Source organism: Cupriavidus sp. 10L45, from assembly GCF_056395225.1.
In genome coordinates this window covers 136,509-163,357 of record NZ_JBFTJC010000001.1, presented here as the reverse complement: position 1 = coordinate 163,357, position 26,849 = coordinate 136,509, and the positions used below count along the sequence as shown (strand labels likewise).

The window sequence follows — 26,849 nt, the reverse complement described above, 5'->3', positions numbered from 1 at the left end:
AGTCCCCGCCTTCCCAAGACCCCGGCATGAAGTTCAAGGAAATCAGTGCGTTCCAGGCCGTGATGCGCTCTGGTTCGATGACCGCGGCGGCCACCGAGCTGTACACGTCGCAACCGAACGTGAGCCGGCTGATCGCGCAACTCGAATCGTCCACCGGACTGACGCTGTTCACGCGCAACGCCGGCCGCCTGATTCCCACCGAGGAGGGCCTGGCGTTCCTGCGGGAGGTGGAACGCGCCTTCGTGGGCCTCGACACGCTGAAGGACGCCGCCCGCAACATCCGCCAGTTCGGCAAGGGCCGGCTGCGCATCGCCGCAGTGCCCTCGCTCGCCATGACCGTGCTCCCGCTGGTGCTCCAGCGGTTCCATGCCGACTATCCCGGCGTCAACGTCGCCATGGAAACGGGCAGCACGCAGTTGGTGGCCGACAGCGTCGGCAGCCGCTACTGCGACCTCGGGCTGGTGTCGTTCCTGCCCCCCGCCGCCGTCACCGATGCCCAGCCCGTGGCCGAACTCGCGGGCTGTTGCGTGCTGCCGCCCGGCCATCGTCTGGCCAGTCTGGACGTCATCACGCCTGCCGACCTGGCCGGCGAGTCCTTTATCTCGATGAGTCACGGCGATGGCCTGCGCGCCGCCGTGGACGCCGCGTTCGCCGACGACGACCGGCGTGTGATGCACTTCGAAACCCCCTACGGCGCCACCATCTGCAAGATGGTCGGACTCGGGCTGGGCGTGGGCATCGTGAACCCGCTGGTGGCCCGCATGCACGCCGCCGAGGTGGTGGTCCGGCCATTCCGGCCGCGTATACCGTTCGTCAGCTACCTCCTGCTGGCCCGGAACCGGCCTGCCAACGTGCTGGCGGACCGCTTTATCGAGCGGCTGATGGAACTCATCGCTGCCGAAATGGCATCCCTGCCCCCAGGGCTATCAGGTTTTCGTATAGACGCCTGACAGACTCGTATTTGCGCGCGCGGCGCGCGCTCCGCATACTCGCTCGGACTGACACACCGCTGCCCATTGGGCTTTTTTGGGCTTCTTCGGCTGGTGGTTTCATGAAGCTTGCGAGTACCTGACATGATTTCTAGCAGGGCCCAAGGCCCGCAATCCCCCCACGGAAGGTGCTGCAGATGACCGCAGCCTCCACCTCCCGACTCCCCGTGTTCGACGTCGCCGTGATTGGCGGCGGCCTCGTCGGCTCGGCCGTGGCCTACGGCCTGCGCAGCAGCGTGGGCACAATCGCCGTGCTCGACGAAGGCGATATCGCCCTGCGCGCCTCGCGCGGCAATTTCGGCCTGGTCTGGCTGCAGAGCAAGGGCTACGGCATGGGCGCCTACAGCCGCTGGACGCTGAACTCCACGCGGCTGTGGCCGAAACTGGCCGCCGGCCTGCTGCAGGAAACTGGCATCGACGTGGCCCTGGAGCAGAAAGGCGGCCTGACGCCGCTGATGGGCGACTACGAGGTCGAGGCGCGGCTGGCGTGGGTCAACACGCTGATGGCGCAGCCCGGTGTGGAGCCCTATGAATGGAAGCTGCTGGATCACCATCAGGCCGCTTCGCTCGTGCCCGGACTGGGCCCCGATGTCACCGGGGCGATCTGGACGCCGCACGATGGCATCGTCAATCCGCTCAAGCTGCTGCGCGCGTTCCATACCGCGTTCAGCACCAGCGGAGTCAATTACCTGCCGCACCACGGCGTCACGGACATCGTGCAGCAGCCCGGTGGCGACTTCGTGCTGACCACGCCGAACGGCACCGTGCGGGCGCGCAAGATCGTGCTGGCCGGCGGCCTGCGCAACGGCGACCTGGGCCGCATGGTGGGCATCGACCTGCCGATGGCCCCGCAGCGCGGCCAGATCCTGGTGCTCGAACGCACGCGCCGCCTGCTGGACACGCCCATGGTCACGCTGCGCCAGAACGACGAGGGTAGCTGGTTGGTCGGCGACTCCCAGGAAGAGGCGGGCTACGCCGAACAGGTCACCACGCTGCCGGTGCTGGCCACGCTGGCCGACCGTGCCGTGCGCACCCTGCCCGCCCTGCGGGACGTGCGCGCGGTGCGCGCCTGGTCCGCCCTGCGCGTGCGCGCCAAGGACGGCTTCCCGGTCTACGAACAATCGGCGACGCATCCGGGCGCGTTCATCGTCACCTGCCATAGCGGCGTGACGCTGGCCGCCACGCACGCCATGAACCTCGCCCCCATGATCGCCGCAGGCGAGCTGCCACCCGAGCTGGCCACTTTTTCGACCCGGAGATTCCATGTTCAGACGCATTGACGCGGCCGTCCTGCAAGCGACGGATCGCAAAGTACGGGTCACCGTGGATGGCACCGCGCTGGAATGCCGGGAAGGCGACAGCGTGGCGGCGGCCCTGTTCGCCGCCGGCGTGCTGGCCTGCCGCGACACGGCCGTGTCCGGCGCCGCACGCGGCCCCTATTGCATGATGGGCATCTGCTACGACTGCCTGGTCCGCATCGACGGCCGGCCCAACCAGCAGGCCTGCATGGCGCGCGTGCACGATGGCATGACCGTGGAACGCCAGCACGGCGCACGCGAGGTGGCGGCATGAGCCTCGACATCGACATCGCAACCTGCGACCTGCTCGTGGTCGGCGCCGGCCCTGCCGGGCTGGCCGCGGCCACCGAGGCTGCCGCGCTGGGCCTGTCGACGGTGCTGATCGACGAACAGCCGGCACCCGGCGGACAGATCTATCGCGCCATCAGCAGCACGCCGGTACAGAATCGCGCGATCCTCGGCGAAGACTACTGGCACGGCCAGAGCCTGCTGGAGCCGTTTGCCAACAGCGGTGCGCGCCATCTGTCGGCGGCAACTGTCTGGTCGATCAATGCGCGCGAGCCGCAGCCGGGTACGGAGGGCGATGGCCAACCCGCCGGCTTCGAGGTCGCCTATTCAGTGGCCCGGCCCGGTCAGGATCCGCAGGCCGCGCTGCTGCACTGCCGCCATCTCATCCTGGCCACCGGCGCGCAGGAGCGGCCCTTCCCGATTCCGGGCTGGACCTTGCCGGGCGTGATCACGGCCGGTGCCGCGCAGATCCTGCTGAAGACCTCGGGCGTGGTGCCCGAAGGGCGCACGGTGCTGGCGGGCGGCGGCCCCCTGCTCTACCTGCTCGCCTATCAATACCTGAATGCCGGCGTGAAGCTCGAGGCGATTCTCGAGACGACCGATAGCGGCCAATGGCGCAAGGCGCTGCCGCACGCCTGGGGTTTCCTTCGCTCGCCCTATCTGGCCAAGGGGCTGAAGCTGCTGCGCGCGGTCCGCAAGGCCGTGCCGATCGTGAGCGGCGTCACGGCGCTCGAGGCCATCGCCGGCGCCGGCGGTCAGGTCGCCGAACTGCGCTATCAGGCGGCGGGCCAGCGCCACAGCATGGCGATCGACCAGCTGCTGCTGCATCAGGGCGTGGTGCCGAATACCAACCTGTCGCGCGCCATTGGCGCCGAGCATGTCTGGAACGAGCGCCAGGACTGCTGGGAGCCGCAGGTGGATGCATGGGGCGCAACGTCGATGCCGCACGTGAGCATTGCCGGGGATGGCGCGGGCATCGCGGGCGCCGTGGCCGCCGAGCATCGGGGCCGCATCGCCGCCGTGCATGCCGCTGCCGCGCTGGGTCGCATCGACATCGCCACGCGCGACGGCAAGGCGGCACCGCATCACGCCGCGCTGGCACGCGCCACGCGAGGCCGCGAATTCTTCGAGGTGCTCTATCGCCCGCTGCCGCAGTTCCGCCGCCCCGTGGGCGACACCATCGTCTGCCGCTGCGAGGAAGCCACCGCCGAACAGGTGCGCCACGCGGCACGCATCGGCTGTCAGGGTCCGAACCAGTTGAAGGCGTTCCTGCGCTGCGGCATGGGGCCATGCCAGGGACGACTCTGCGGGCTGACCGTGACCGAACTGATCGCCGACGAACAACAGCGCCATCCGCGTGATGTGGGCTATTACCGGCTGCGGTTTCCCACCAAGCCGGTGACGCTCGGCGAGATCGCCTCGCTGCCGCAGACCCAGGCGTCGCGGGACGCCGTGGTCCGCTTCAAGAAGTAAAGCGCAGTAGGCAGCAACATGAAAACAGAAGCGCGGACCGGGTCATGCATGGCATCCCGCGTCCCGCCAGTCGAACMAGCACAGCGACGACATCCTGAGAGCAATCCTCAACCCCCTTATCGAGAATCAATCATGGCGTTTTCCAAGATCGTCCCCGCTCTCGCCCTCGCGCTGGCCGCAGCCCAAGGCATGGCCCAGGACTTGCCACCGGGCCCGATGCGGATGTTGGTCGGCTTCGCGCCCGGCGGTGGCAACGATGTCATCGCCCGCACGGTCGCCACGCAGTTTCAGCTGAACACCAAGGTCACCATCGTGGTGGAGAACAAGCCGGGCGGCGGCAGCACCATCGCCACCGCCGAGATGGCGCGTGCCAAGCCGGATGGCTCGGTGCTGCTGCTGGGCTCCGTCGGCGGCCAGGCCATCGCACCGTCCATCTACAGCAAGCTGCCGTACGATCCCATCAAGGGCGTGCAGCCGGTGTCGCTGGTGGCCAAGTCCGCCAACGCGCTGGTCGTGAACAATGACCTGCCGGTCAAGAACGTGCAGGAGCTGCTCGCCTACGCCAAGGCCAATCCGGGCAAGCTCAATGTGACGTCGCCGGGCAATGGCACGATTTCGCACCTGTCGGCCGAACTGTTCAAGAGCATGGCTGGCGTCTCCATCACGCACATTCCGTATCGCGGCGATGCGCCGGCGATGCAGGACGTGATGGCGGGCCAGGCCCAGATGACGTTTGCGAGCCTGCCGTCGGCCAAGGCCGGCGCCGATTCCGGCAAGGTCCGCATCCTCGCCGTGACGAGCACCAAGCGCGTGGAAACCATGCCGAACGTGCCGACCATCGCCGAGTCCGGCGTACCCGGGTACGAAGTCGTGTCGTGGTACGGCGTTTTCACGACGGGCGGCACGCCGATGCCGACGGTGAACCGCCTCGCGCAGGAGATTGCCGCCGTGGTGGCGCAACCGTCGATCCGCGATTCGATCGCCAAACAGGGCATGGAGCCGAGCGCGCTGGGCCCAGTCGAGTTCACGCAACTGGTGAACCGCGACGCCCAGAAGTGGGACAAGGTCGTGAAGACCGTCGGCATCAAGCTGGACTGACCCCACGCGATACTTCAAGCAGGGCGAGCGTCGCGTCAGCGCTAGTTCGCCCTTACCGCAGGCGGCGGCGTCCACTTGCCGTTCAGCGCAACCGCTTCGGGCCAATAGGCGCGCACGTACAGCGAGAAGTCCTCGTCCTTCGGCGCAGGCAGCCAGTTGCTCTCCTTGTCAGCGCCGGGCGAGTCGGCCTGGATGTAGAGCGTGAGCGATCCGTCGGCACCGTACTTGAGGGCCTTGTTCTTCGTGCCGATGGAATAGCGCTTGAGCTTGTTCTCGGCAAAGAAGTGGTGCTGGTTGTAGAGCGTCAGCGACCAGAATCCCTGCACCGGGGGCTGCGCCCCCTTGGCAAAGGTCACCGTGTACTCGCCTCGGCCGTTCAGGCGGGCGCCGCTCGCATCCAGATCCTGATAGAAGTACTTGGTCTCTTTCTGCCGATTGACGAAGATGTTGGATTTCGCCGCCGCCGTGCGGGCAAAGTAATCCGTGCCAAAAGCTGCGCCGTTGCTGATGGTGCTCCAGTGGTCGGGCAGTTGCAGGCCGTAGTTGCGGAACTGGAAGAGCGGATCGACGATCTCGCTGTCTGCCTGCGCGGCGGCCTTGACCAGCATGTCCTTGACGCGCGGATCCTTTGCCGCAGCGTCTGCCAGCATCAGCGCCTGGGCGTACTTCGTCTCCTCGCCCGGCAGCGGCCTGGCGTCTTTGAGCACCAGCGGCAGCGTCGCCCAGAATGTCTCCGGCACCACCCATTTGGTCTCGGCGTCCCCCGCATTCTGATTGGGGAAATGCGGCAGCTTGGCCCAGTCCCGCGTCTGCATCTTGCCCGTGTATTCGGCCAACGGGTACAGGTTCACGCCTGCCAGCGATGCCTGCACGGCCTGCTTGTCAGCGGCGGTGTCATCCTGGAACACGCGCGGGATCACCACGCCGGTGTTGCTCCTGGCGCGAAACACCTTGGTGATGCCCTTCGGCACGCTGCCCTTCCAGTCGGGCCCCACCAGCAGGTAGAAGCCCGGTTTGGTGCCGTACATCTTGCCAAGCTCGGCAAAGCTGTCGGTACCCAGATCCACCACCTGATAAACCCAGAAGCGCTTGCCGAAGTCGGGCACCTGCACCACCACCGGGCTCTGGTCCAGCGCCAGCACGCTGAAGCCATAGACCACATCCTGGTTGGGGCACGCCACCATGCGCTCGTCCGGCGCGATGTAGTCGGTCAGCATCGACAGCCGGTTGGACGGTGCGATCGGCACCGTCCCGCCCATCAGCCCGGGTTGAGGCAGGTCCTTGAACGCCAGCCGGCGGTTGTAGACATTGGTCATCGGCCACGCCCAGAAGTAGATGTCGCGCGCCGCCATCTGCAGGTAGGCATCGGTCATCTTCATCCCCGCCACGGGCCCGGCCACCGCTCCGGGCACGTCTTGCGCGGCAAGGGCCATGGTGGGCGTCGCAGCGGCAGACGCCAGCGCCACGGCAACGAGCAAGGGGGACAGCGCAGCGGATGGCATGCGGATCATCGATGGGTTACTCATGTCGGTGAAAGGTCTTGCGTTGTGCCACCACGGTGGGCGGCTGCGCCGTCTACCTCAGCTTTTCCAGGTCGCCCGGTCGCCAGGTCTTGTCAAAGAATGGCTGGGTAGGGCCGTAGAGACGCAGGATCACGAAGTAGCCCTGCTTCGGCAGGGTCTTCAGCCAGTTCTTTCCTGTGCCTGGCGACGTCGGGCCGAAGTAGATATCGGTGGATCCGTCCGCATTTCGTACCGGCTGGTCCATGGTGTTGATCGACGGGAACGGTTGGCCGTTGTCCACGCCCGACGCGGTGATCGAGTCATAGATGGTCGCGGACCAGAACAGCGCCGCCGGCACGTCCTTGGGCAGCGTGAGCTTGTAGCGGTTGCTGCCGGATAGGAAGTTGCCCTTCGCATCGACAAAGGTGGCCGGATATTTCGCACCCACGTTGACCATGTTCACAGCCATGCCCGGACTGGCGGAATACGCATTGGTGAAGAAACCCGTGCGCGGATCGATGTAGTTGAAGGTCTCGGCGGTAAAGGTGGCGTTGCCGGGAAACACGTTCAGCCAGCGGCGGTCTTCGTACCAGACGCCGTTGGGCACGCCACGCTGCGGCGCGTACGAGATCGAGTGCCCCATCTTGGCGGCAGTGCGGGCTGCCTTGTCCAGCAGGTCGCGCGTGTGCGTGTCCGGTGCGAACGGCTTGCCCTTGATGATCCCGAGCGCTGCCAGCATCCCGCGCATCTCCATGTCGGCCGGATCGACATACTCGTTGTCGATAAAGCGCGACAGCATGTTGAATGCCTTGTCATCCGTTGGATACAGCATGTTGACCGGCACGCCCGACGCATTGGGGAACTGCATGGGCCGGGCGGAAGCCTCCTTGCCCAGCGGATAGATCCGGGTCTGCTCCATCACCTTTACCGGCGCATCCAGCTGGCGAGGATCCTTGAAAAATCCGCGCCAGAACACGAACACCCCATACGTGCGCGACCGCATCACGATATAGCCAGCCGGAATCTCGCCGCGATAGTCAGGCGGGAGCACAAGGTATTTGCCACCCCTGCCCTTGTCCGGCCCGGGCAGCCCCACATCGCCGCACCACTGACGGCCGTCGATTTCCCCCTCGGTGCAGATCGGGCGCTGGAAGAAGTCGTCGAGGATGCCTTGCAGTCCGGGCGGCACGTCGATCACCATCGGGCCGTCTTCCTTCAGGTCGAGGTAGCCCATGGCGTAGATCACATCCGAATTCGGCGTGGTGACCAGCGTCTTGGCATTCAGGCGGTCCTTCCAGATCGGCAGGACGTTATATCCCTTGCCGAAGGTCTTCTCGGAGCCTTCCTTCATGCCGAGCATATTGAGGGCAGGCAGCGCCCAGATATACGACTGCACGGCGCGCTGGAACGTCAATTCGTCCTGGAGCGTGGCAACGCCCTGCGGCGTCGGATAACCGTTGTGGAATGGCAGGTTCGCCAGGGCATCGTAGCGCGTTGCCTGCGCTATGGCGTGTCCGGCAACGAAGGCCGTCAAGGCGACTGCAACCCCGATAACTTGCCGCATCGCTTCTCCTAGGATCTGTGGGCGATTGACTACCGCAAGATCCTATCGGCCATCGGCGTGCCGCGTACTGCATGTTTTCGTTCGCTGATGTGAATCTTTTCGCCTGAAACGGCCACTTGACAGCCGTCCGCTGATCTACAGCAGACGCTCCGCCTCTTCCAATAGCGTCATGCGTGACAACATCGTGGCGCGCGCAAAGCGCACGAGCAGAAAGGTTCTCACCAGGCGGGGGTCGCCTGGAATGCTTGCGGTCAGGAATTCCAGGTCGTCGCCGGGCGCGGTGCTGTCATCGGGTTGAAGCACATTCATCCGGCTCAGCCGCATGCGCCGGCGCTCGATGAGGAGATAGGCGCCGGCGTTGGTGAGCGCTGCCTGCAGCCCTTCCATCTGGCGCTCCAGCGCATCGACTTGTCCCGCCGGCAGGGCGGTGTCGCCGTTGGCCGCATCGATCTGTGCGATCTGCGCGCGCAGGCGCTCCCGTTCCTCGGGGTCCGGCGAGACATCGCCGCCAAGCATCGAACGCATGCCCACCCCCTGGCGTTCCAGCAGCCGCAAGCGCTCGCTGAGCAACGCCATCTCCTGCAGGCGCTCATCTCGCCCAATGCCCCCCGCCGCCGCACTGGCAAGGCCCTGCAGCGCAAGCTGGTCCAGCATGCGCGCCTCGATCTCCCTGTACAGCCCGGCGTGGCTGTCACCGCATATCCGAATCTGATGATCGTTGAAGCTGACCGTGGTTTGCAGCACGTCCGAGCGCATGACGTCGCCCTCCAGGGCCACGCCCAAGGTGCGCCGCTCGACCATTTCCATGCCAAGCACCGCAAACGCCTCGTCTGTGCCAGGTGACGCATCGAAATAGTCGCGCAGATCGGCGGCGCGGCTGAAAGCCAGTGCGACGTCCTGACCAGTGCCAAAACACGCGTGGATGTACGGGTCCGTCCCCCACGTCTCCGGACTCGCTTCCCGTGGTGCGGGAATGCCGGCCACGACCGCGCGTACGTGGTCGAGCGCGATGCGGATCGAGGGGGCCAGCCGCCGGGCATAGCGGGGCAATAGCCGTAGGCGGGGACTTAGCCGGGTAATGCGCTCGGCCAGTTCCGCCACCTCCCGCCGGTTGTCCGCCTGCCCATCGGGGCCGCGGCGGCGGCGCCAGTTCAGAATGCCCATCACCATGCTCCGTTCAGGCGCGCAATATGACCTTCAGCCGCTACCCGTTGCGAGTCCGACACCGTCATGCAATCAGAAGCGCCTCGTATTCCGCCCGAAACTGTTGCAGCGAGCTTTCCACCACCGTCACGGCGCCATCGATCAGACCGCAACGGCCGCTGCCGGGCAGGATGCGACACAGGTTCTCCAGCGCTTCCAGATCGGCACGTACGCCATGGCCCGTGTCGATCCGGCCGAGCAATCGCATCATCTGGAAGGTGCCACCCTTGCAGGGCGGACACTGTCCGCATGAGCCCTGGGCGAAGAAGCTCACGTACTCGGAGACCTTGCGGACGATGCTCGTGCCTTCGGACACGACGATCATGGCACCGGTGCCCAGACGCGAACGCCGTTGACGCACGGAGTCAAAATCGAGTGCCACATCGAGATCACGCTTCGTCAGCAAGGTATTGGACGGGCCGCCGGTAAAGACCGCCTTGAACTCCTTGCCCTGGAGCATGCCACCGCCATGCTCGAACACCAGGGCCTCCAGGCGCGTGCCCATCGGCAATTCATACAAGCCAGGACGCAGGACGTCGCCCGAAAGCGAATAGAGCTTGGTTCCGGCAGCATTCCCGATGCCAAGACCGCGATACCACTGCGCACCGTTGCGCAGAATGCCCGGTACGTGCGCCAGGGTCTCGGTGTTGTTCAAGATGGTCGGTGAGCCATGCACACCGTGCTCGGCAGGATAGGGCGGCTTGCGTCTGGGGAACGGGAATCCGCCCTCGACACTCGCGATCACCGCCGTCTCCTCCCCGCCGATGTACAAGCCAGAGCTGGGGATCACGTCAAGCGACAGCGGGCCGCCAATCAGACGCCCGAGTTCCGAGAACAGAGAGTGCCCCCGCCACTGCTCCACCGCCTGACGCACCACATTGAGGGCTAACGGTTGATGCGGATTAACGTACAGCACGACATGATTGGCATGGGTCGCCGCTGCGGCGATGAGCGCCCCCTCGATGACCTGGTGCGGCGTGTGCTCCAGCAGATAGCGGTCCTTGAACGTACCGGGCTCGTCTTCGTTGCCGTTGCAGATGATGAATTTGTCGCCTGCAGCGGCGGCAGCAACCGGTGCCCATTTGCGATGCGTCGCGAATCCGGCACCGCCCATCCCACGCAGGTCCGCTTGTTCGATTTCGGCGAGGATGGCGAGCGGATCGCGCAGGGCCTTGGCCAGCCCCTCTCCGCCGCCGCATGCAAGCCAGGCGTCCAGGTCTGCGCCGACCCGGATATCGTCCCTCAGGAGAACCTGATTCAGCTTGTGCATCGCGCGCTCCGTGGGTCGCTCATCGGACGCCGCCGCCCGCGCCGCCCCACTTGCCCCGGCGCAACGCTGCATCGACCCGCAAGTCGAAATGGGCATAGCCGGGGAAGAGTTGCGGTGCCTTGACATGCAAGGGTAGCCCCGCCAGCGTCAATTGCCGCTGCCAGGCGTGCACATGGCCGATGCCTGCGCGGCCGGCCATGGCACCCGCGCCAGACTCCGCTGCCTTGGCGCCGGCACGCCGCCCCATGCTCAGGATGTCGAGCAGCGCGTTTCCCATCAGGCGGTTACGCCCGTGAATGCCCCCCGTGACCTCGCCGACGCAAAACAGGCCGGGCACGCTCGTGGCACCGTCCTTGTCGATCGCCACGCCTCCGTTCTGGTAGTGGAGGGTCGGATAAACGAGGAAGGGCTCCACTGCCGCATCGTGACCGCACTTCCGCGCGAGATGGCGCAGCGTCACGAGGCGCTTGGCCAGAATGCCGGGGTTCTCCATTTCCAGCGTCGGCGTGTCGAGGAAGACGCCGGTCTGGCCGTCCCGGTCAATGCCACGCCCCTGCGCGCATTCGCGCAGAATCGCCGAGGCCACGACGTCCCGAGGCTTGAGTTCGTCCACGAAGCGCTCGCCCTCGCCATTGATCAGCTTGGCACCGGCCGAACGCGCCGCTTCCGAAATGAGTCCACCTGCCAGGTGCGCCGGATAGGCGATGCCGGTGGGGTGATACTGGAACGAGTCGAGTTCGCGCAGGTGTGCCCCGATCCGATAGGCCAGCACCAGGCCGTCCGCGGTGGCGCCGTAGTGGTTGGATGTCGGAAAAGCATTCAGGTGCAGCCGCCCCGCCCCGCCGGTGGCGAGAATCACGGCACGCGCGCGCACCAGCACATAGGTACGCGACTCCAGGTTATAGATCACGGCCCCGGCGCAGCGGCCCCGCTCGTCGGACAGCAGTTCGACCGCCGGGCAGCGGTTCCACACCTCGACTGCGGGATCGAGGTCCACCGCCTCGCGCAGCACGCGCATCATCTCCAGGCCGGTGTAGTCCCGATAGGACAGGATGCGCGCCGCCGAAGCGCCACCGGGCTTCTTGCGCAGAAGGTTGCCGCCCATGGGCCGGCCTTCCTCCAGGTCGAACATCACGCCAAGCTGGATCAGCCAGCGAATGACGTCGGGGCCATCCATCACCATCTGCGCCACGAGTTCTGGCTCGCCGCAGAAGTGTCCGGCGCGCAGGGTGTCCTCGAAGTGCAACTGGGGACTGTCGTCCTCGCCGACGGCCGCCTGAATCCCGCCTTCGGCCATGACGGTGTTGCTGTCACCCAGGCGCAGCTTGGTGGCGAGGATCACCTGCGCGCCTTGCTTTACTGCAATGAGCGCCGCCGCGCAGCCGCCACCGCCGCCGCCGACGATCAGGACGTCGGTGCTGATCACTTGCGCGCCGGCGATGTCGATATCGTCGATCAGCGCATTGGCCTGGAGATAGCGTGCGAGATCCGGCTGACAGGGGTCCCCCTGGTTCACGCCGATGCTCAGCGCCACACGCGCATTGAGCCCATGGTCGGGGTGATAGCCCTTGAGAAGCTCGTCGACAGAAGTGTCGTCGCTGCGGACCGTCGGTACCGCACCGGGCCGGTAGCGCTTGCGCGCGTCTTCGAAGGGAATGCCAGCGGGCATCGTTGTGGTTCCGATCAGCGTGGCAGCTGCGCGCCAGGCGCGTCGAAATCGATCTTCATTTCGCCGCGCTCGATCTGCTGCAGCCGGCGCATCAGGTTCGCCGGACGCAGCGACTGTGACGCGATCATCCGCCGCACGAACAGGCCGAGATGGTTGGGCCGGATATGCTCGGGGCAGGCCAGCGTGCAGAGGTTGCACATGACACACTCGTCGAAGACATCGCTCGACTCAGCCAGTTCGCCCGCCACGGCGAGATTGACGCCGCGCTGGACGTCGAGACCCTTCGGGCAGGCGCGATCACAGCCGCTGCAGTGCCGACAATGGGAGGCTTCCGGGAATATTTCAGAGAGGGTGCGCAGCGCCTGCCAGCTGTCGCCGATTTCGTCCAGGCGATACCTGTGGCGAGACGAGACGGTGAAGTAATCCAGGAAGGCCACCTGCATGCCCTCTTCGACCAGCGTCTCGCATCCGAGGGCCGTCTTCACCTCCTGCTCGCCGCTGTGCCGCACCATGACGCGGCACGAACCGCAGACCCCCTGCCCCATGCAGCCAACGCCCTCGACCAGCGTCTCGCCTGCGTAGAGGAAGGCCTGCAGGATGGAGCAGTTGGCCGGCGCCTGGACCTGATGGCCTTCGATGCTCAAGCGTACCAGTCCCATCGGGTTGCACTCCGTCGTTCGCGGCGCCAACGCCACACTGGCGCTTCTATCGAAAAGGTCATATAAACCATAGCATATGAAAGGCACACGAACTGCCACGCGGCCTTCACTTCACTTTCCGCTGATGTAGCGCGAAACCGGCCCAGGTTCAGGCTCGATTCTCCAGGCACGACGGAGGTACGCCATGCGGCAACCCAAGATCGTCATCGTCGGAGCAGGACTGGTTGGCGGATCGGCGGCCCTGTTTGCGTCGGGGGCCATCCCGAGCGCGGAAATCGTCATCATCGATGTCGCACGCGTCCGGGCCGAAGGGCAGGCGATGGACCTCGCCCACGCTGCGGCATTCTGGGGACACAACCGCTTCTATGCCGGCGATTACGAGAACGCGCGCGACGCGGACCTCGTCGTGATCACCGCCGGCGTCGGCGTGAAGCCAGGGCAAACTCGCCTGGACCTGGCCAAAACCAATGCAGGCATCGCGACGGAGATCGTCGATCGCATCGCCCCGCTGGCCCCGGATGCGATCTACCTCATCGCGAGCAATCCCTGCGATGTGTTGGCCGCCGTCGTGTTTGACCGCCTCCGCTGCGCGCCGGAGCGCGTCATCAGCACGGGCACCTCGCTCGACACCGGCCGGTTGCGGTCGCTGCTCTCCGAGCGACTGGGCATCGTGGCGCCTGCGATTCACGCCCACGTTCTCGGCGAACACGGGGAATCCGCGCTGATCGGCTGGTCCGGCGCAACGGTCTCCGGCATGCCCCTGGAAACGTTCCTGGCGAAGAGCGGCAAGGAGCTTGGGCCTGCCAGCCGGGATCTGATCCTGCGCTCCGTGCACGAGGCTGCCAAGCTCATCAAGGAAGGCAAGGGCGCCACGCATTACGGCATCGCCAGTGCGATCGGGCGAATTTGCCAGGCCATCGTCCACGACACGGACCTCATTCTCACGGTCGGCATTGTGCATGCGGAAGTCGAAGGCGTACCGGAGGTATGTCTGTCGCTGCCGATGGTGGTCAATGGCAGTGGCGCGCAGTTACTGGCTTATCCGGAACTGGACCCCACCGAGCGCGAAGCCCTGCAGCGCAGTGCGCGCATCGTCAAGGAGGCCACCGACAGCGTGCGCCACCGGTAGGGGCATTGCACGCTTCGGACAAATCCGTTCGATGTCAGATCCTGACGGCTTCCACTCAGCTTGGCGGCGTCGGCGTCACGCTGGCACTTCTGCCGAAAAAGTCATATAAACCATAAGCAAAGACGACTGGGAAGGATCGCACCATGCTTGCAAAACTGAAAGCGGCGTTCCAATACTTCAACAGCGTAGTCCCCTTTAGACTCGGCCCCGCCCTGATCACGACGGTGGTGCTGGTCACCCTGCTGCTGTGGCCTGTGCCAGAGGGGCTCACGCCCAAGGCCTGGGGTCTGGTTGCCATCTTCCTGACAACCATCGTGGCGATCATCCTGAAGGTCATGCCGATCGGCGTGATGGCGATGATGGCCATCGTGGTCCTCTCGCTGTCGCAGGTGACCTCGACCTCGTCCAAGGGGGCCATCGCCGATGCGCTGACCGCCTTCGACAGTCCGCTGATCTGGTTGATCGTGGTCGCCATCCTGATCTCCCGCGGCGTGAAGAAGACGGGCCTGGGCACCCGTATCGGCCTGATGTTCATCGCCCTGATGGGGAAACGCACGATCGGCATCGGCTATGGGCTGGCCACCTGCGAACTGGTGCTGGCGCCGTTCACGCCAAGCAATACGGCGCGCGGTGGCGGCATCGTGCATCCGATCATGAAGTCGATCGCCACGGCATTCGACTCGGACCCGGCCAAGGGCACCGAGGGCAAGGTCGGCACCTACCTGGCGTTGGTCAACTATCACGCCAACCCGATCTCGTCGGCCATGTTCGTGACCGCCACCGCACCGAACCCGCTAGTGGTGGACTACATCGCCAAGGCAACCAATCAGGCACTGCATCTGAGCTGGATGAGCTGGGCGCTCTGCATGCTGCTGCCCGGCCTGCTATGCATGCTGGTGATGCCGATGGTGATCTATGTCTTGTCGCCGCCGCAGCTCAAGGCCACACCCAATGCGGTGGAGTATGCGCACGCCGAAATGGCGAAGATGGGCCCGGTGTCGCCGAAGGAACGGGTCATGATCTTCACCTTCGCGCTCCTGCTGCTGTTGTGGGCCAACATTCCGGCGATGGTGTTCGGCCCGGCGCTCACGCTGGACCCCACGGTGGTCGCCTTCGTCGGCCTGTTCGTGCTGATCATTACGGGCACCATCGACTGGGACGATGTACTGTCCGAAAAGAGCGCCTGGGACACGCTGATATGGTTCGGCGCGCTGATCATGCTGGCCGAGCAACTGAACAAGCAGGGTGTGATCGGCTGGTTCTCAACCGGCATGAGCAACGCGATCGTGGCCAGCGGCATCGGTTGGGGCGGCACGGCCGCGATCCTGGTAGCGGTCTTCGTGTTCTCGCACTACCTGTTCGCCAGCACGACGGCACACATCAGCGCGATGATGCTCGCCTTCCTGACGGTCGGCGTGAATCTGATACCGCCCGCGTATGTGGTGCCGTTCATGCTGCTGATGGCGGCCGGCTCGGCGATCATGATGACGCTGACCCACTATGCGACGGGCACCTCGCCAATCATCTTCGGCAGTGGCTACGTCACGATGGGGAACTGGTGGCGCGTTGGCTTTGTGATGTGCGTGGTCGAACTGCTGATCTTCGCGGTGGTCGGCACCGTCTGGTGGAAGGTGCTTGGCTACTGGTGAAACCGCAGCGATTCACCCAAAGACAATCGCCATCGATCTTGCCGTCTTGACAGCGTCAGTGTGGACAAAGGCGCAACGTCGATTTGCCAGTAGGCCCTCACCGGCGCCTCCAATGCATGGAGGACGATGGCCTTGATGACGCTCGCATGCGTGACGACCAGCGTGTGCGAGGCGGGGCTGGCATAGGGCCCCATCCACCGCCGCACACGTTCGCAAAACGCGGACAGGGATTCCCCGCCGTGCGCGACCATGTCCGGATCGGACAACCAGGCTGACAGTGCGGCAGGTTCCGCAATGCCGATTTCCTTGAGCGAGCGCCCCAACCATCTGCCGTAGTCGACCTCCCCCAGCGCGGGTTCGATGATCGGCGAATGGCCCAGCGCCATGGCGGCCTCCCGTGCGCAGCGTGCCGGGCTGCAGAGCACCTGGTCTGGCGCCCCGAGCGCGGTGGCGAGCCGGGCCACGTCGTCGGCCTGTCCGGGATCCAGGGATTCGTCGGCCGGAAACCGCCCGGCGCGCAGGGCTGCCGTGGCCGGTACGCAGAGCAATGTCAGGCGGGTTGTCACGTGTCAGGTCGTCCAGTCGATTAGAATGCACGCATATGCGCTGGGGAGAAGCCGGTTGGAATCCGGCACGGTCGCGCCACTGTATCGCAATCTGAAGCGTCGTTTCGACGAAGCAGGCTGCCAAGTCAGACCTCCCCAACGCCTCATCCATCCGTTACGGGACGCGTCATCCTCAAGGAGATCTGTCATGCACGCAAGCGCCACCCTTTCGCCGGCCATCGAGCCGGTATCCATCCCGGTTCCCGAGCTGCTGCCCTGGGCCATCTTTGGCAGCATGCTCCTGCTGCTGGCGATCTACTTCGTCGGCGTGGAGGAAGGTGCCGCCGCCATCTTCAATACGATGTATGTGCATGAGTTTGTGCACGACGGACGTCACCTGCTCGGCTTTCCCTGTCACTGAGGACGCGCCGCCATGGTGAGAAGTCTTCTGGTCCGCGGCATGATCGCGGGGTTCCTGGCGAGCCTGCTGGCATTCGGTGTTGCCAAGGTCGTTGGAGAACCGGAGGTGGAGGGCGCCATCGCGTACGAAGCGCGGATGGAGCAGGCAATGGGCGGTAGCCACCAGCATGAGATGCCCGAACTGGTCAGCCGTGACGTACAGGCCGGGCTCGGGCTGTTTGTCGGGCTGGCGGTGTTCGGCAGCGCGGTAGGTGGCCTGTTTGCGCTGACGTTCGCCTTTGTCTACGGCCGGATTGGCAAGCTGGGCGCGCGCCCGACGTCCGTGCTGATGGCGCTGCTTGGCTACATCGCGACCGTGCTGGTGCCGTTTATCAAATACCCACCGAATCCGCCGGCCATCGGCGATCCTTCGACGATCGGCCTTCGCACCGCCTTGTTCTTCACCATGATCGCCCTGTCGTTGGCGGCGATGGTGATTGCGGTCATCGTTGCCCGCAAGCTTGCGGCGAGCCACGGCACCTGGCACGCCACGCTGGGCGCGGCGGCCGTCTATGTGGTCATCGTGCTGCTGGCGCAAGGGTTGCTGCCGGAGGTCAACGAGATCCCCGACGAATTCTCAGCCGTCCTGCTGTGGCGCTTCAGGATGGCCGCCTTCGGTATCCAGGCCACGCTCTGGGCAGGTCTTGGTCTGCTGTTTGCCACGCTGGCACACCGGCGGCTGGAGGAGCGACGCGGCGTCAGGCATGCCTGACGTCTGATAGCCGAGCCCAAAACAAACATCCCCGCCACGGCGGGGATGTTTGTTTTGGGCCGCGACAGCCTTGCCGACTATTGCGCGCGCGGCGTCTTCCCGGCCCGATCTCGTTCGGATACTTGAAGTCGTCGAACGCGTCGAGCAACTCATCGTCGATCTGGATCACGGAGGAGATCGTCGATGTCCGATTGTAGGAAGGCCAATCAATGAAGTAAAATGATCGTTATTCAAAAATACATGAATCTCAATCATGCTTGAACGCATTCACCTGGCAATCATCCGGGAAGTGGACCGTGAGGGCTCCCTGACAGCGGCCGCTTCGGTGCTGTGCCTGACGCAGTCGGCACTGAGCCATGCAATGAAAAAGCTCGAGTTGCAGTTGGGTACCGACATCTGGCTGCGGGAAGGCCGCAGTCTGCGGCTGACCCAGGCGGGCTCCTACCTGCTGGCGGTGGCCAACCGCGTGCTGCCCCAGCTCGATCTGGCCGAAGAACGGGTCCACCAGTTTGCGCAGGGCGAGCGCGGCACGCTGCGGATAGGCATGGAGTGCCATCCCTGCTATCAGTGGCTGCTCAAGATCGTCTCGCCCTACCTATCGACATGGCCGGACGTGGATGTCGACGTCAAGCAGAAGTTCCAGTTCGGCGGTATCGGCGCGCTGTACGGGTATGAGATCGACATGCTGGTAACGCCGGATCCACTCTACAAGCCCGGCCTGCATTTCGAGCCGGTGTTCGATTACGAGCAGGTGCTGGTCGTCAATCGCGGCCACCGGCTCGCCGGCTTGCCCCACGTAGACGCCGACGCGCTGACGAACGAAGTGCTGATCACCTATCCCGTGGCCACCGACCGCCTGGACATCTACAACCTGTTCCTGCAGCCGGCGGGCGTCACGCCCAAGCGCCACAAGACCATCGAGACCACGGACATCATGATGCAGATGGTGGCCAGCGGGCGTGGCATCGCGGCCCTGCCGCGCTGGCTGGTGGCCGAATATGCGGAAAAGATGGATGTCACGGCGGTACGGCTGGGCCCGCATGGCGTCGCCAAGCAGATCTTCCTTGGCGCGCGGGAAAGCGACATCGAGATCGATTACGTACAAGCCTTCATCGAACTGGCCCGCCGTTCAGCGGACCTCGCCCCCAACTGAACGACGTAACGCCATCAGGCGCGCGTATCGCAGCGCGTCACCGACCCGGCACGCGTGAAAGCACCCAACTTCCGCCCACATCGGAATACAGCGTTTTCTGGTTCAGCCGGCCAGCGCCTGATCCAGCGCGGCTTGCAACGCGGCGCCATCCAGTTCCTGGCCGATCAGCACCACGCGCGTGCCCCGCGCTTCGTCAGCACGCCAGGCACGGTCGAAGTAGCTGTCGAATCGTTGCCCCACGCCGTGCAGCACCAGTCGCATTGCCTTGCCCGGGAGTTCGGCGAAACCCTTGACGCGATAGATCGTGTGGTCGGCCACCAGCTTCTGGAGCGCGCCAACCAATGCCTCGCGGTCAACGGTGCCAGCCTCCACCACCACCGAATCGAATTCATCGTGATGATGATCGGCGTGGTCGGCGTCGTCCGCGCTGCCATGATGATCAACGCGCTGGTGGATCGTCTCTTCCGACGCGCGGTTCAGTCCCAGCAGGCTGTTCACATCGAGCGACCCCGCCTGCGCCGGCACGATCTTCACTTCGGCCGGAATCTCGGGCCGTACCAGCGCCTCCACTGCGGCAATCTGGGCGGCATCCATCAGGTCGGTCTTGTTCAGGATGACCAGATCCGCGCTGGCGAGCTGGTCTTCGAACAGCTCGTGCAGCGGCGACTCGTGATCGAGGTTCGGATCGGCGCGGCGCTGCGCGTCTACCGCCACCGGATTCGCGGCGAACTGGCCGGCGGCGGCGGCGGGGCCATCCACCACCGTGACCACCGAATCCACCGTGAACGCGTTGCGGATGCTCGGCCAGTGGAATGCCTGCACCAGCGGCTTCGGCAGCGCCAGACCCGAAGTCTCGATCAGCACGTGATCGATCTGGTCGCGGCGCTCGAGCAGTTGTTCCATGACCGGGAAGAACTCTTCCTGCACGGTGCAGCACAGGCAGCCGTTGGCCAGTTCATAGAGTTGGCCGGTGGGCTCGCCCTGCTCGTCGCAGCCAATGCCGCAGCCCTTCAGGATTTCCCCGTCGATGCCCAGCTCGCCAAATTCGTTGACGATGACAGCGATACGGCGCCCGTTGGCATTCTCGAGGATATGGCGCAGCAAGGTGGTCTTGCCGCTGCCCAGGAAGCCCGTGACGATCGTGGCGGGAATTTTTGCGGTTTGCATGGAATCACCTGGTGCTTGAAAGTTGAAAATGGAAAGGGGTGGCGAGAGTCAGCGGCGCAACCGCCGCCAGCCCACGACCACCCCGCTGACGGACATCACCAGACCCACCAGCGACAGCACCCACACCACCACATCCCATGACGGGCGATGCTGCGTGAGCGAAACGAAGTCATAGCTGTGTACGGCGTTGAACAGCCAGCGATAGAGACGGCGGCTGTCGTCACTGCGGCCGATGACCTGACCCGTCGAGGGATCGACATAGGCCCAGGTGTTGTCGGCGTCGTCGAAGGTCACGCGCAACACGGGCAGCCTGCGCGCGTTGTGGTGACTGTACCAGTAGGTGTCGGCCTCGGCCTGCATGACGCTGGCCACGACTTTAGCGTCCGGCATCAGGGTGCCGGCGATACGCGAGAGCATGCCCGGGTCCCAGCGCACTGGCGCACCACTGCCCGGATCGAGCACCGTGACAACGCCCTTGCCGGCGGCCACCTGCAACATGGGCGTGCTGCCGACCCACACCATACGGACCTCGCGCGCACTGCGGTCTGCCAGCGTGGCACGCCAGTCCGGCGCGGGGAACGAGGCCCCGGCATGCCCCGCGTAGCGCTGCAGGGCCGCGCCGTCGAAGCCGCGCCCGTTGAACCACTGGTTAGGATTGACGGAGAGCCATCCCGAGATCAGCCAGAACAGCAGGAACAGCGCGCCGACGAGCCCGGCCATGTGATGCCAGGCCATCCAGCCGTGGTACGGCGAGACGCCCGCCATGCTGCCGTGCGCAAAGCGCCGCCGCACGCGTAGCCGCAGCCAGCCAATCCAGATTCCCGTGATGGCCACCACCACGCAGGGCCCGGACGTCCACAGCACCACCTGCCGCCACAGCGGCGGGTCCTTGCGGATCGGCGTGAAATACAGCCAGTGCGGCACCGAGCCGAGCCAGTTCCAGAACCGCTCCGCGCGATCGGTATCGCGCATGATCTCGCCGGTCTTCGCCGAGATGTACAGCTCGGTGCCGTGTCCGTCATCGATGGCGATGCGATGCAGCGGACGCCACGCGTTGAGGCCATTCGGCACGGTCCACTGGTCTCGTTCGGCGGTCTCGATCCAGCGCGCAGGCTTGCCGGTGAACTGCTGGGCAGTGGCCTGCGCCGTGGCTGCATCGACGCGCTCGATGACGCGGCCATCGGTGGCCGCCACGGTATGGGGCTGACCCTTGCCATCAACCATGCGATAGACGGGCAGGCTGCCCGCCATCTCAAGCCGCAGGCTGCGTGGAAAGCTGGACAGCCCCGCCGCCGCCATCGCCGCATCGGGCGTCGTGGCCACGGCACGCACATCGAGCGGCGGCAGGCTGGCCAGCCGCTCGGCATCGGTCAGCGCGGGAAAGCCGACGTACATCATCACCAGCCCCGAGCCGAACCACATCGCGATCAACAGGCAGCCGGCGATGCCCATCCAGCGATGGATCAGGTACAGCCAGCGCCGGATCTTGCGCCACATCGCCCGGGCCTCAGAAGTAGAAGTTGGCCGACAACTCCGCCGAACGCGGACGCCCCAGCAGCCATTGCTGGCCCCCGTTCGAGACCGATTCGGCGTAGTCCTTGTTGAACAGGTTGTAGACGCGCAGCGTCAGCGCCGCCTGCTTCGAGACACGCCACGACAGCGCCGTATCCACCGTCGTATAGCTCGGCACGCGCACGCGGTTGGCCGTGTCCGCGTAACGTCCGCCGACATAGCGCAGGCCCGCGCCGAACGTCCATTGCGGGATGAAGTTCCACGTCAGCCACGCGTTGGCGGCCTGTTGCGGCACGCTCGTCGGCACGTTGCCGGCGCGGGAGACCAGCACCCCGCCGACCGACTCGTTGAAGTCGTCATAGCGCGCGCGCAGCACGGTGCCGTTGACGTCGAGGCGCAGACCGCGCAGCACTTCCACGCTCGCCGAGGCTTCCAGCCCGCGCGACGACTGCTCGCCCACCTGCTGGGTGATGGTCGGATTGACCGGATCGCGCGAAAGCAGGTCGTTCTTGCGGATCTCGTACGCCGCGAAGGTCCATTCGCCGCGATTGCCCCAGAACGCCTGCTTCATGCCCACTTCCACCTGCTTGCCGGTGGCGAGGTTGAAGTTGCGCTGCGCGTCGGACGTGGTGATCAGCGCGCCGAGCGGATCGGTCGCGGTGGCGTACTGGGCGTAGACGGCCAGGCTCGGGGTGAACTGGTAGACGGTGCCCACGCGCCACGTGGTGTTGGCGAAGGTCTTGTCCCAGGCCGAGCCGGCCACGAGGTCGGTGCGCGTCAGGTCGGCATGGTCGAAGCGCACCCCGCCGATGACCGACCACTGCGGCGTGAGGGCGATACGGTGCTCACCGAACAGCGCGTACTGCGTGGTGTTGCTGCGGAAGCGCGGCGAGGTAACGACGCCCGGCGGGCTGAAGAACAGGCCCGGATCGAAATCACGCGCCGGTACGGTGGAGGTGCCGCCATAGGGCGAGTTGTTCGAGTGGGTGAAGTTGACCTTGTTGACGTCGAAGCCCACCGTCGTGGTGTTATCGAGCCCGAACAGCTTGCTGCGCACCGTCATGTCGGCGCGGTTGCCCACCTGCTCCTGGTCGTGCAGGATTTCCAGGTAGTCCCCGCGGCGCACCTGCGAGGTGGCCGGCAGATAGGTAAAGGTCTCACTGTCGCGCCAGTGACGGTGGCTGGTCAGGTAGTAGAACTGGTTGCGCACGGTGACGCGGTCGTTCGGCGTCCATTCGGCGTTCAGGCGCGTCCAGCGGTCGCGATAGCTGATCTCGGCATCGCCAACGTTGTAGTTCTTCTTGCGCAGCGAGCGGTCCAGGCTGCCGTTGACCAGCGGCGTGCCGAGGTATTGCTGCGGATGCTGGGTGCCGTCGTCATAGGACAGCGTCAGGTTGAATTCCGGATTCACGTCCAGCCGCACGGACGCCGACACCATCAGGTTGTTGGCATCGCCCCGATCCACCCAGCCAGCCGTCCGGTTGTAGGCCGTGGCGAAACGGTACGACAGGTTGTCGTTGACCTTGCCACCACTGTCGAAGGCCACGCGCGCGGTCTTCTCGGTGCCGCCCGTGATCTGGAGTTCGTTCTCGATCGGGCCTCGGATCGGCTTCTTCTGCACCACATTGACCACGCCGCCAATCGCCCCTTCGCCATACATGACCGATGCGGGGCCGCGCAGGACCTCGATGCGGTCTACCGACCACGTATCGAACGGAAAGGTCACCGTACCGGAGGCCACGTACATGCGCGTGCCGTCCAGCAGCTGCATGACCGAGCCCTGCCCGGCGAAGCCGCGCGCGGTCAGCGAGGTGCCGCCGTTGCCCGGCGACGGATTGCCGGTGATGCCGGTTGCCCGGGTCACGGCCTCGCGCACGCTCTGATCGCCCCGCGCGCGGATGGTCTCGCCGCTGATGACTTCGACGCTGGCCGGCGTCTCGAGCGGCGTCAGGCCCATGCGGCTGCCCGTGTATTCGGGTTTCGAGAGCGCCAGGCCGGGATAGACGGCCTCACTGACGACCACGGGCGGCAGTGACGTGTCCTTCTGTTCGGAGGTTTCCTGTGCGAAAGCACAGGGAAGATTGAGGCCGGCCACGGCACCAAGTGATGCGGCCAGCACGCGCGGTCGACGCCCACGCGCAGGGCGAGACGAAATCTGGGCCGAGCGCGGGCGGCCAGCGGAATGCGCGAACAAGTTGTATGTCATCGTGAAGCCGGACGACCCCGTCCGTGCGAAAGATTTCGATGATGACAACAGGCCGGTATCCGGGCTGACAGGCGGGGAGCGTGCGCTCCCGGGAATCCGTCGCCTTCCCACGCGATGACAACGATGACAATCGCGCAGTGGCCGCCGATCCGATGGATCGACATGACAGTTCCCGAACCTGCTTACCGTTGCGGGGGCAGCACAGGCTTGGTCGCGGCTCGGCGACGTACCTGTTTCCCGTTTAACCCACGAGCATCGCGGGCACCTGCAATCACGGGCGGCACAGGGGACGTGCCGCGGTGCGCATTCTACCCGTAACGGACGGTTACAAAGCGCACATGCTGATCTGGGGAGCACGGAGGCGTGAGAGCGGGATGACCCGGCGGGTGCGCCCGATAACTCACATGACTACTGCTCATGGATTGTTGAAATAAAGCCATTTTACTTCATCGATGCACATCCATACGATTGGCATGTCGCGTGAGCCTGGCAACAGATGAAAGCAAAAATGACACGTCCACTCCGTCTAGTAGCGGTTTCCGGCGGGCTACAACGCCCCTCCAAGTCTGCAGCCCTGGCAGAGCACCTGCTAGACCTGATCGCAGACGAACTTCCGTGCGAACAGCGCTTGGTTGAACTGGGTCAGCTCGCACCGCGGCTTGCCGGCGCGGTCTGGCGCACCCACTTGCCCGACACGGTGGAGCGGGAACTTGCGGCGGTTGAGCAAGCTGACGTCCTGGTGGTGGCAACACCGGTGTTCCGCGGCTCCTACACCGGACTGTTCAAGCACTTCTTCGACTTCATTCATCAGGACGCCTTGATCGACAAGCCTGTGTTGTTGGCTGCCACCGGTGGCAGCGAGCGCCATGCCCTGGTGATCGACCACCAGTTGCGGCCGCTGTTCAGCTTCTTCCAGGCGCGCACATTGCCGCTGGGTGTCTACGCGACCGACAAGGATTTCGTCGACTACCGCCTGCAGAACCAGGCCCTCATCGAGCGGGCCAGGCTGGCAATCCAACGGGCACTGCCGTTGGTCGAACTGACGCACCACGCAAGGCCCGCTCTGGCCGAGGAAGTGGTTGTGGCCTGAAACAAGAATCGACTTCTCTCAAAAATTAGGTCACTGGATCGCAATGAACAAAGAACTTGCCTTTAGCCTCAAGAGCATTCTTTTCGATGAAAACTATCAGCCATCGGACAGTACGCGCGTAACCACCAATTTTGCCAACCTGGCCCGGGGAAAGAGTAGGCAACAGAATCTGCGCAACACGTTGAGGATGATTGACAATCGCTTCAATGACCTGGCGCATTGGGACAATCCGACCGGAGATCGCTACGCTGTCGAGCTCGAGATCATCTCCGTGGAGATGAGTGTCGACGCCAAGCGCGGCAACGATGCATTTCCGTTGATCGAGATACTGAAAACCTGCATTCTCGACAAGAAAACGCACAAACGCATCGACGGCATCGTGGGGAATAACTTCTCCTCCTACGTACGCGATTACGACTTCAGCGTCTTGCTTCCAAGGTACAACGTTGATCGAGCGGAATTCCGCACGCCAGACGATTTTGGTGACTTGCATGGAAAGCTGTTCAAGCAGTTTGTTGCCTCGCGCACTTACAAGGAGCGCTTCCACAAGCCGCCTGTCATCTCCATAAGCGCCTCGACCAGCAAGACCTATCAGCGGACCGGAAACCAGCACCCCGTACTTGGGGTCGAGTATCAACAGAATGAACTGTCCTCGACCGACCGATACTTCGCAAAGATGGGGATGCAGGTTCGTTTCTTCATGCCTCCGAATGGCGTTGCACCCTTGGCTTTCTACTTTTTCGGCGATCTTCTGGGCGACTACACAGATCTCGAGTTGATCGGCACCATCAGCACAATGGAAACCTTTCAGAAGATTTATCGCCCCGAGATTTACAACGCCAATTCTGCAGCAGGGAAACGCTATCAACCGAGCCTGAAGAACCAGGATTACTCGTTGACGCAGATTGTCTATGACCGGGAAGAACGCAGCCAGCTGGCTGTCCAGCAGGGGAAATTTGCGGAGGAGAACTTCATCAAGCCGTACAAGAACGTCCTTGATCAATGGTCTGCCAATTTCGCGCTCTGACCCCATAACACGCCGTCCCGTGGCTGATCGGGAAAAACGGTCCCGAAGTATGCTTGCCACACCCATCGTTGCTTGAAAGGAATCCTCAGATGTTTGAAACCTCCATCGCCGGCAGCCTGCCGAAGCCAGGCTGGCTGGCTGAAACAAACAAACTCTGGCCTCAGTGGAAGGCTGAAGGCGACGCGCTTCGCCAGGCCAAGGCCGACGCGACGTTACTGTGGATCAAGGCCCAGGAAGACGCAGGCCTGGACATCGTGTGCGACGGCGAGCAATCGCGACAGCACTTCGTGCACGGATTTCTCGAGCAGGTCGAGGGCATCGACTTCGAGCACAAGGTGAAGATGGGCATCCGCGACAACCGCTACGACGCGATGGTGCCGCAGGTGGTTTCGGCCCTGCGCCTGAAGGGCCGCGTGCATGCCTTCGAAGCACAGCTGGCGCGCGCGCACACGAAGAAGAAGCTGAAGTTCACCCTGCCCGGCCCGATGACCATCGTCGACACCGTGGCGGACCGCTTCTACGGCGACAAGGTCAAGATGGCCTTCGCCTTCGCCGAGTTGCTCAACCAGGAGGCCCTGGCGCTTCAGGCCGACGGCGTAGACATCATCCAGTTCGACGAGCCCGCCTTCAATGTCTACATGAAGGATGCCGCCGACTGGGGCGTGCAGGCGCTCGAGCGCGCGGCGCAGGGCTTGACCTGTACGACGGCGGTGCATATCTGCTACGGCTACGGCATCAAGGCCAATACGGACTGGAAGAGCACCCTGGGCGACCAATGGCGCCAGTATGAGACGGTGTTCCCCGCGCTGGCCCGCAGCTGCATCGACCAGGTGAGCCTGGAATGCATCCACTCCCATGTGCCGCCCGACCTGATGGGGCTGCTGGCCGGTAAGGACGTGCTGGTCGGCGTGATCGATGTGGCCAGCGACGTGGTCGAGACACCCGAGGAAGTGGCTGACACCATCGGCCGGGCGCTGGAGTTCGTGCCGAAGGAGCGGCTGTTCCCGTGCACGAATTGCGGCCTGGCGCCGATGGGTCGGGATGTGGCGTGGCGCAAGCTGGAGGCGCTGGCAGCAGGCACGAGGCTGGCAAAGGAGCGGCTCACCACGGTGTGACGCCCACATGGTCGTCCGCTCTTGGCCGCGGATTCTGTTGGGCTGACCAGGAGTGGAGCGACACAGGGCTTG

The 26,849-nt window shown here is 64.7% G+C and carries 23 protein-coding genes and 1 riboswitch; of the genes, 13 read left to right on the top strand and 10 right to left on the bottom strand.

The genetic code is table 11. The features are described from left to right. Window positions 1-26: 26 nt before the first annotated feature. The 5 genes from AC1DFU_RS00770 to AC1DFU_RS00750 all read left to right on the top strand — a co-directional run bounded on the left by AC1DFU_RS00770 (window position 27) and on the right by AC1DFU_RS00750 (window position 5,146). A complete protein-coding gene (locus AC1DFU_RS00770; protein WP_092295745.1) occupies window positions 27-950 on the top strand; it encodes a LysR substrate-binding domain-containing protein in 924 nt (307 codons plus the stop codon). A gap of 176 nt (window positions 951-1,126) precedes the next feature. Then, window positions 1,127-2,269 carry an NAD(P)/FAD-dependent oxidoreductase gene (locus AC1DFU_RS00765; protein WP_092295748.1) on the top strand — a complete coding sequence of 381 codons (1,143 nt, stop codon included), beginning with the start codon at window positions 1,127-1,129 and terminating at the stop codon, window positions 2,267-2,269. After that, window positions 2,253-2,561: a (2Fe-2S)-binding protein gene (locus AC1DFU_RS00760; protein WP_218158036.1), complete on the top strand. Its 309-nt coding sequence runs from the start codon at window positions 2,253-2,255 to the stop codon at window positions 2,559-2,561. The genes AC1DFU_RS00765 and AC1DFU_RS00760 overlap by 17 nt, the downstream gene beginning before the upstream one ends. Further along, a complete protein-coding gene (locus tag AC1DFU_RS00755; RefSeq protein ID WP_441592622.1) occupies window positions 2,558-4,048 on the top strand; it encodes an FAD-dependent oxidoreductase in 1,491 nt (496 codons plus the stop codon). The genes AC1DFU_RS00760 and AC1DFU_RS00755 overlap by 4 nt, the downstream gene beginning before the upstream one ends. Before the next feature lie 132 nt (window positions 4,049-4,180). Continuing rightward, the gene (locus AC1DFU_RS00750; RefSeq protein WP_441592623.1) at window positions 4,181-5,146 is read left to right on the top strand and encodes a Bug family tripartite tricarboxylate transporter substrate binding protein; all 966 of its coding nucleotides are present in this window, start codon (window positions 4,181-4,183) and stop codon (window positions 5,144-5,146) included. Window positions 5,147-5,187: 41 nt separating this feature from the next. Here AC1DFU_RS00750 and AC1DFU_RS00745 read toward each other — a convergent pair whose 3' ends face one another. The 6 genes from AC1DFU_RS00745 to AC1DFU_RS00720 all read right to left on the bottom strand — a co-directional run bounded on the left by AC1DFU_RS00745 (window position 5,188) and on the right by AC1DFU_RS00720 (window position 13,007). Continuing rightward, entirely contained in the window at window positions 5,188-6,672 is a 1,485-nt protein-coding gene (locus tag AC1DFU_RS00745; protein ID WP_255370851.1) for a DUF1254 domain-containing protein, read from the bottom strand. A gap of 49 nt (window positions 6,673-6,721) precedes the next feature. After that, the gene (locus AC1DFU_RS00740; protein ID WP_092295754.1) at window positions 6,722-8,212 is read right to left on the bottom strand and encodes a DUF1254 domain-containing protein; all 1,491 of its coding nucleotides are present in this window, start codon (window positions 8,210-8,212) and stop codon (window positions 6,722-6,724) included. A gap of 135 nt (window positions 8,213-8,347) precedes the next feature. Further along, a complete protein-coding gene (locus AC1DFU_RS00735) occupies window positions 8,348-9,376 on the bottom strand; it encodes a hypothetical protein (protein WP_092296221.1) in 1,029 nt (342 codons plus the stop codon). Window positions 9,377-9,440: 64 nt separating this feature from the next. Then, window positions 9,441-10,685 (bottom strand): complex I 51 kDa subunit family protein, encoded by a 1,245-nt coding sequence (locus AC1DFU_RS00730; RefSeq protein WP_441592624.1) that lies wholly within the window; start codon window positions 10,683-10,685, stop codon window positions 9,441-9,443. 19 nt (window positions 10,686-10,704) lie between these two features. Then, window positions 10,705-12,354: an FAD-binding protein gene (locus AC1DFU_RS00725; RefSeq protein ID WP_441592625.1), complete on the bottom strand. Its 1,650-nt coding sequence runs from the start codon at window positions 12,352-12,354 to the stop codon at window positions 10,705-10,707. 14 nt (window positions 12,355-12,368) lie between these two features. Continuing rightward, the gene (locus AC1DFU_RS00720; protein ID WP_441592681.1) at window positions 12,369-13,007 is read right to left on the bottom strand and encodes a 4Fe-4S dicluster domain-containing protein; all 639 of its coding nucleotides are present in this window, start codon (window positions 13,005-13,007) and stop codon (window positions 12,369-12,371) included. Between the two features lie 190 nt (window positions 13,008-13,197). Here AC1DFU_RS00720 and AC1DFU_RS00715 point away from each other — a divergent pair, with 190 nt between their 5' ends. Together AC1DFU_RS00715 and AC1DFU_RS00710 are read left to right on the top strand one after the other, a co-directional pair. Further along, window positions 13,198-14,142, top strand: a complete 945-nt coding sequence (locus tag AC1DFU_RS00715) for a lactate/malate family dehydrogenase (RefSeq protein ID WP_441592626.1) — start codon at window positions 13,198-13,200, stop codon at window positions 14,140-14,142. 143 nt (window positions 14,143-14,285) lie between these two features. After that, window positions 14,286-15,791, top strand: coding sequence for a DASS family sodium-coupled anion symporter (locus AC1DFU_RS00710; RefSeq protein WP_441592627.1), 1,506 nt, complete (start codon window positions 14,286-14,288; stop codon window positions 15,789-15,791). On the opposite strand, the gene AC1DFU_RS00705 is transcribed toward AC1DFU_RS00710, so the two are convergent. Then, the gene (locus AC1DFU_RS00705) at window positions 15,782-16,357 is read right to left on the bottom strand and encodes a histidine phosphatase family protein (protein WP_441592628.1); all 576 of its coding nucleotides are present in this window, start codon (window positions 16,355-16,357) and stop codon (window positions 15,782-15,784) included. The two genes, AC1DFU_RS00710 and AC1DFU_RS00705, sit on opposite strands and share 10 nt — an antisense overlap. A 187-nt stretch (window positions 16,358-16,544) precedes the next feature. On the opposite strand from AC1DFU_RS00705, the gene AC1DFU_RS00700 reads away from it, so the two are divergent. The 3 genes from AC1DFU_RS00700 to AC1DFU_RS00690 all read left to right on the top strand — a co-directional run bounded on the left by AC1DFU_RS00700 (window position 16,545) and on the right by AC1DFU_RS00690 (window position 18,660). Next, entirely contained in the window at window positions 16,545-16,757 is a 213-nt protein-coding gene (locus AC1DFU_RS00700; protein WP_441592629.1) for a CbtB domain-containing protein, read from the top strand. Between the two features lie 12 nt (window positions 16,758-16,769). Then, window positions 16,770-17,507, top strand: coding sequence for a CbtA family protein (locus AC1DFU_RS00695; protein WP_441592630.1), 738 nt, complete (start codon window positions 16,770-16,772; stop codon window positions 17,505-17,507). A gap of 253 nt (window positions 17,508-17,760) precedes the next feature. Continuing rightward, window positions 17,761-18,660 (top strand): LysR family transcriptional regulator, encoded by a 900-nt coding sequence (locus AC1DFU_RS00690; RefSeq protein WP_441592631.1) that lies wholly within the window; start codon window positions 17,761-17,763, stop codon window positions 18,658-18,660. 102 nt (window positions 18,661-18,762) lie between these two features. Here the strand turns inward: AC1DFU_RS00690 and cobW are convergent, their stop codons facing one another. The 3 genes from cobW to AC1DFU_RS00675 are packed head-to-tail and all read right to left on the bottom strand — an operon-like array spanning window position 18,763 to window position 23,458. Continuing rightward, the gene (gene cobW, locus AC1DFU_RS00685) at window positions 18,763-19,827 is read right to left on the bottom strand and encodes a cobalamin biosynthesis protein CobW (protein ID WP_092295778.1); all 1,065 of its coding nucleotides are present in this window, start codon (window positions 19,825-19,827) and stop codon (window positions 18,763-18,765) included. 48 nt (window positions 19,828-19,875) lie between these two features. Then, window positions 19,876-21,324 carry a PepSY domain-containing protein gene (locus AC1DFU_RS00680; RefSeq protein ID WP_441592632.1) on the bottom strand — a complete coding sequence of 483 codons (1,449 nt, stop codon included), beginning with the start codon at window positions 21,322-21,324 and terminating at the stop codon, window positions 19,876-19,878. Between the two features lie 10 nt (window positions 21,325-21,334). Next, window positions 21,335-23,458: a TonB-dependent receptor gene (locus AC1DFU_RS00675; RefSeq protein ID WP_441592633.1), complete on the bottom strand. Its 2,124-nt coding sequence runs from the start codon at window positions 23,456-23,458 to the stop codon at window positions 21,335-21,337. Window positions 23,459-23,578: 120 nt separating this feature from the next. Next, window positions 23,579-23,829, bottom strand: a riboswitch (cobalamin riboswitch). A gap of 224 nt (window positions 23,830-24,053) precedes the next feature. Here AC1DFU_RS00675 and msuE point away from each other — a divergent pair. From msuE to AC1DFU_RS00660, 3 genes are all read left to right on the top strand, one after another. Next, window positions 24,054-24,635: an FMN reductase gene (gene msuE, locus AC1DFU_RS00670; protein ID WP_092295787.1), complete on the top strand. Its 582-nt coding sequence runs from the start codon at window positions 24,054-24,056 to the stop codon at window positions 24,633-24,635. A gap of 43 nt (window positions 24,636-24,678) precedes the next feature. Beyond that, window positions 24,679-25,662 carry a DUF1852 domain-containing protein gene (locus tag AC1DFU_RS00665; RefSeq protein ID WP_441592634.1) on the top strand — a complete coding sequence of 328 codons (984 nt, stop codon included), beginning with the start codon at window positions 24,679-24,681 and terminating at the stop codon, window positions 25,660-25,662. 89 nt (window positions 25,663-25,751) lie between these two features. After that, complete coding sequence (locus AC1DFU_RS00660) at window positions 25,752-26,777, top strand: methionine synthase (RefSeq protein ID WP_441592635.1); 1,026 nt, start codon at window positions 25,752-25,754, stop codon at window positions 26,775-26,777. Window positions 26,778-26,849 lie beyond the last annotated feature (72 nt).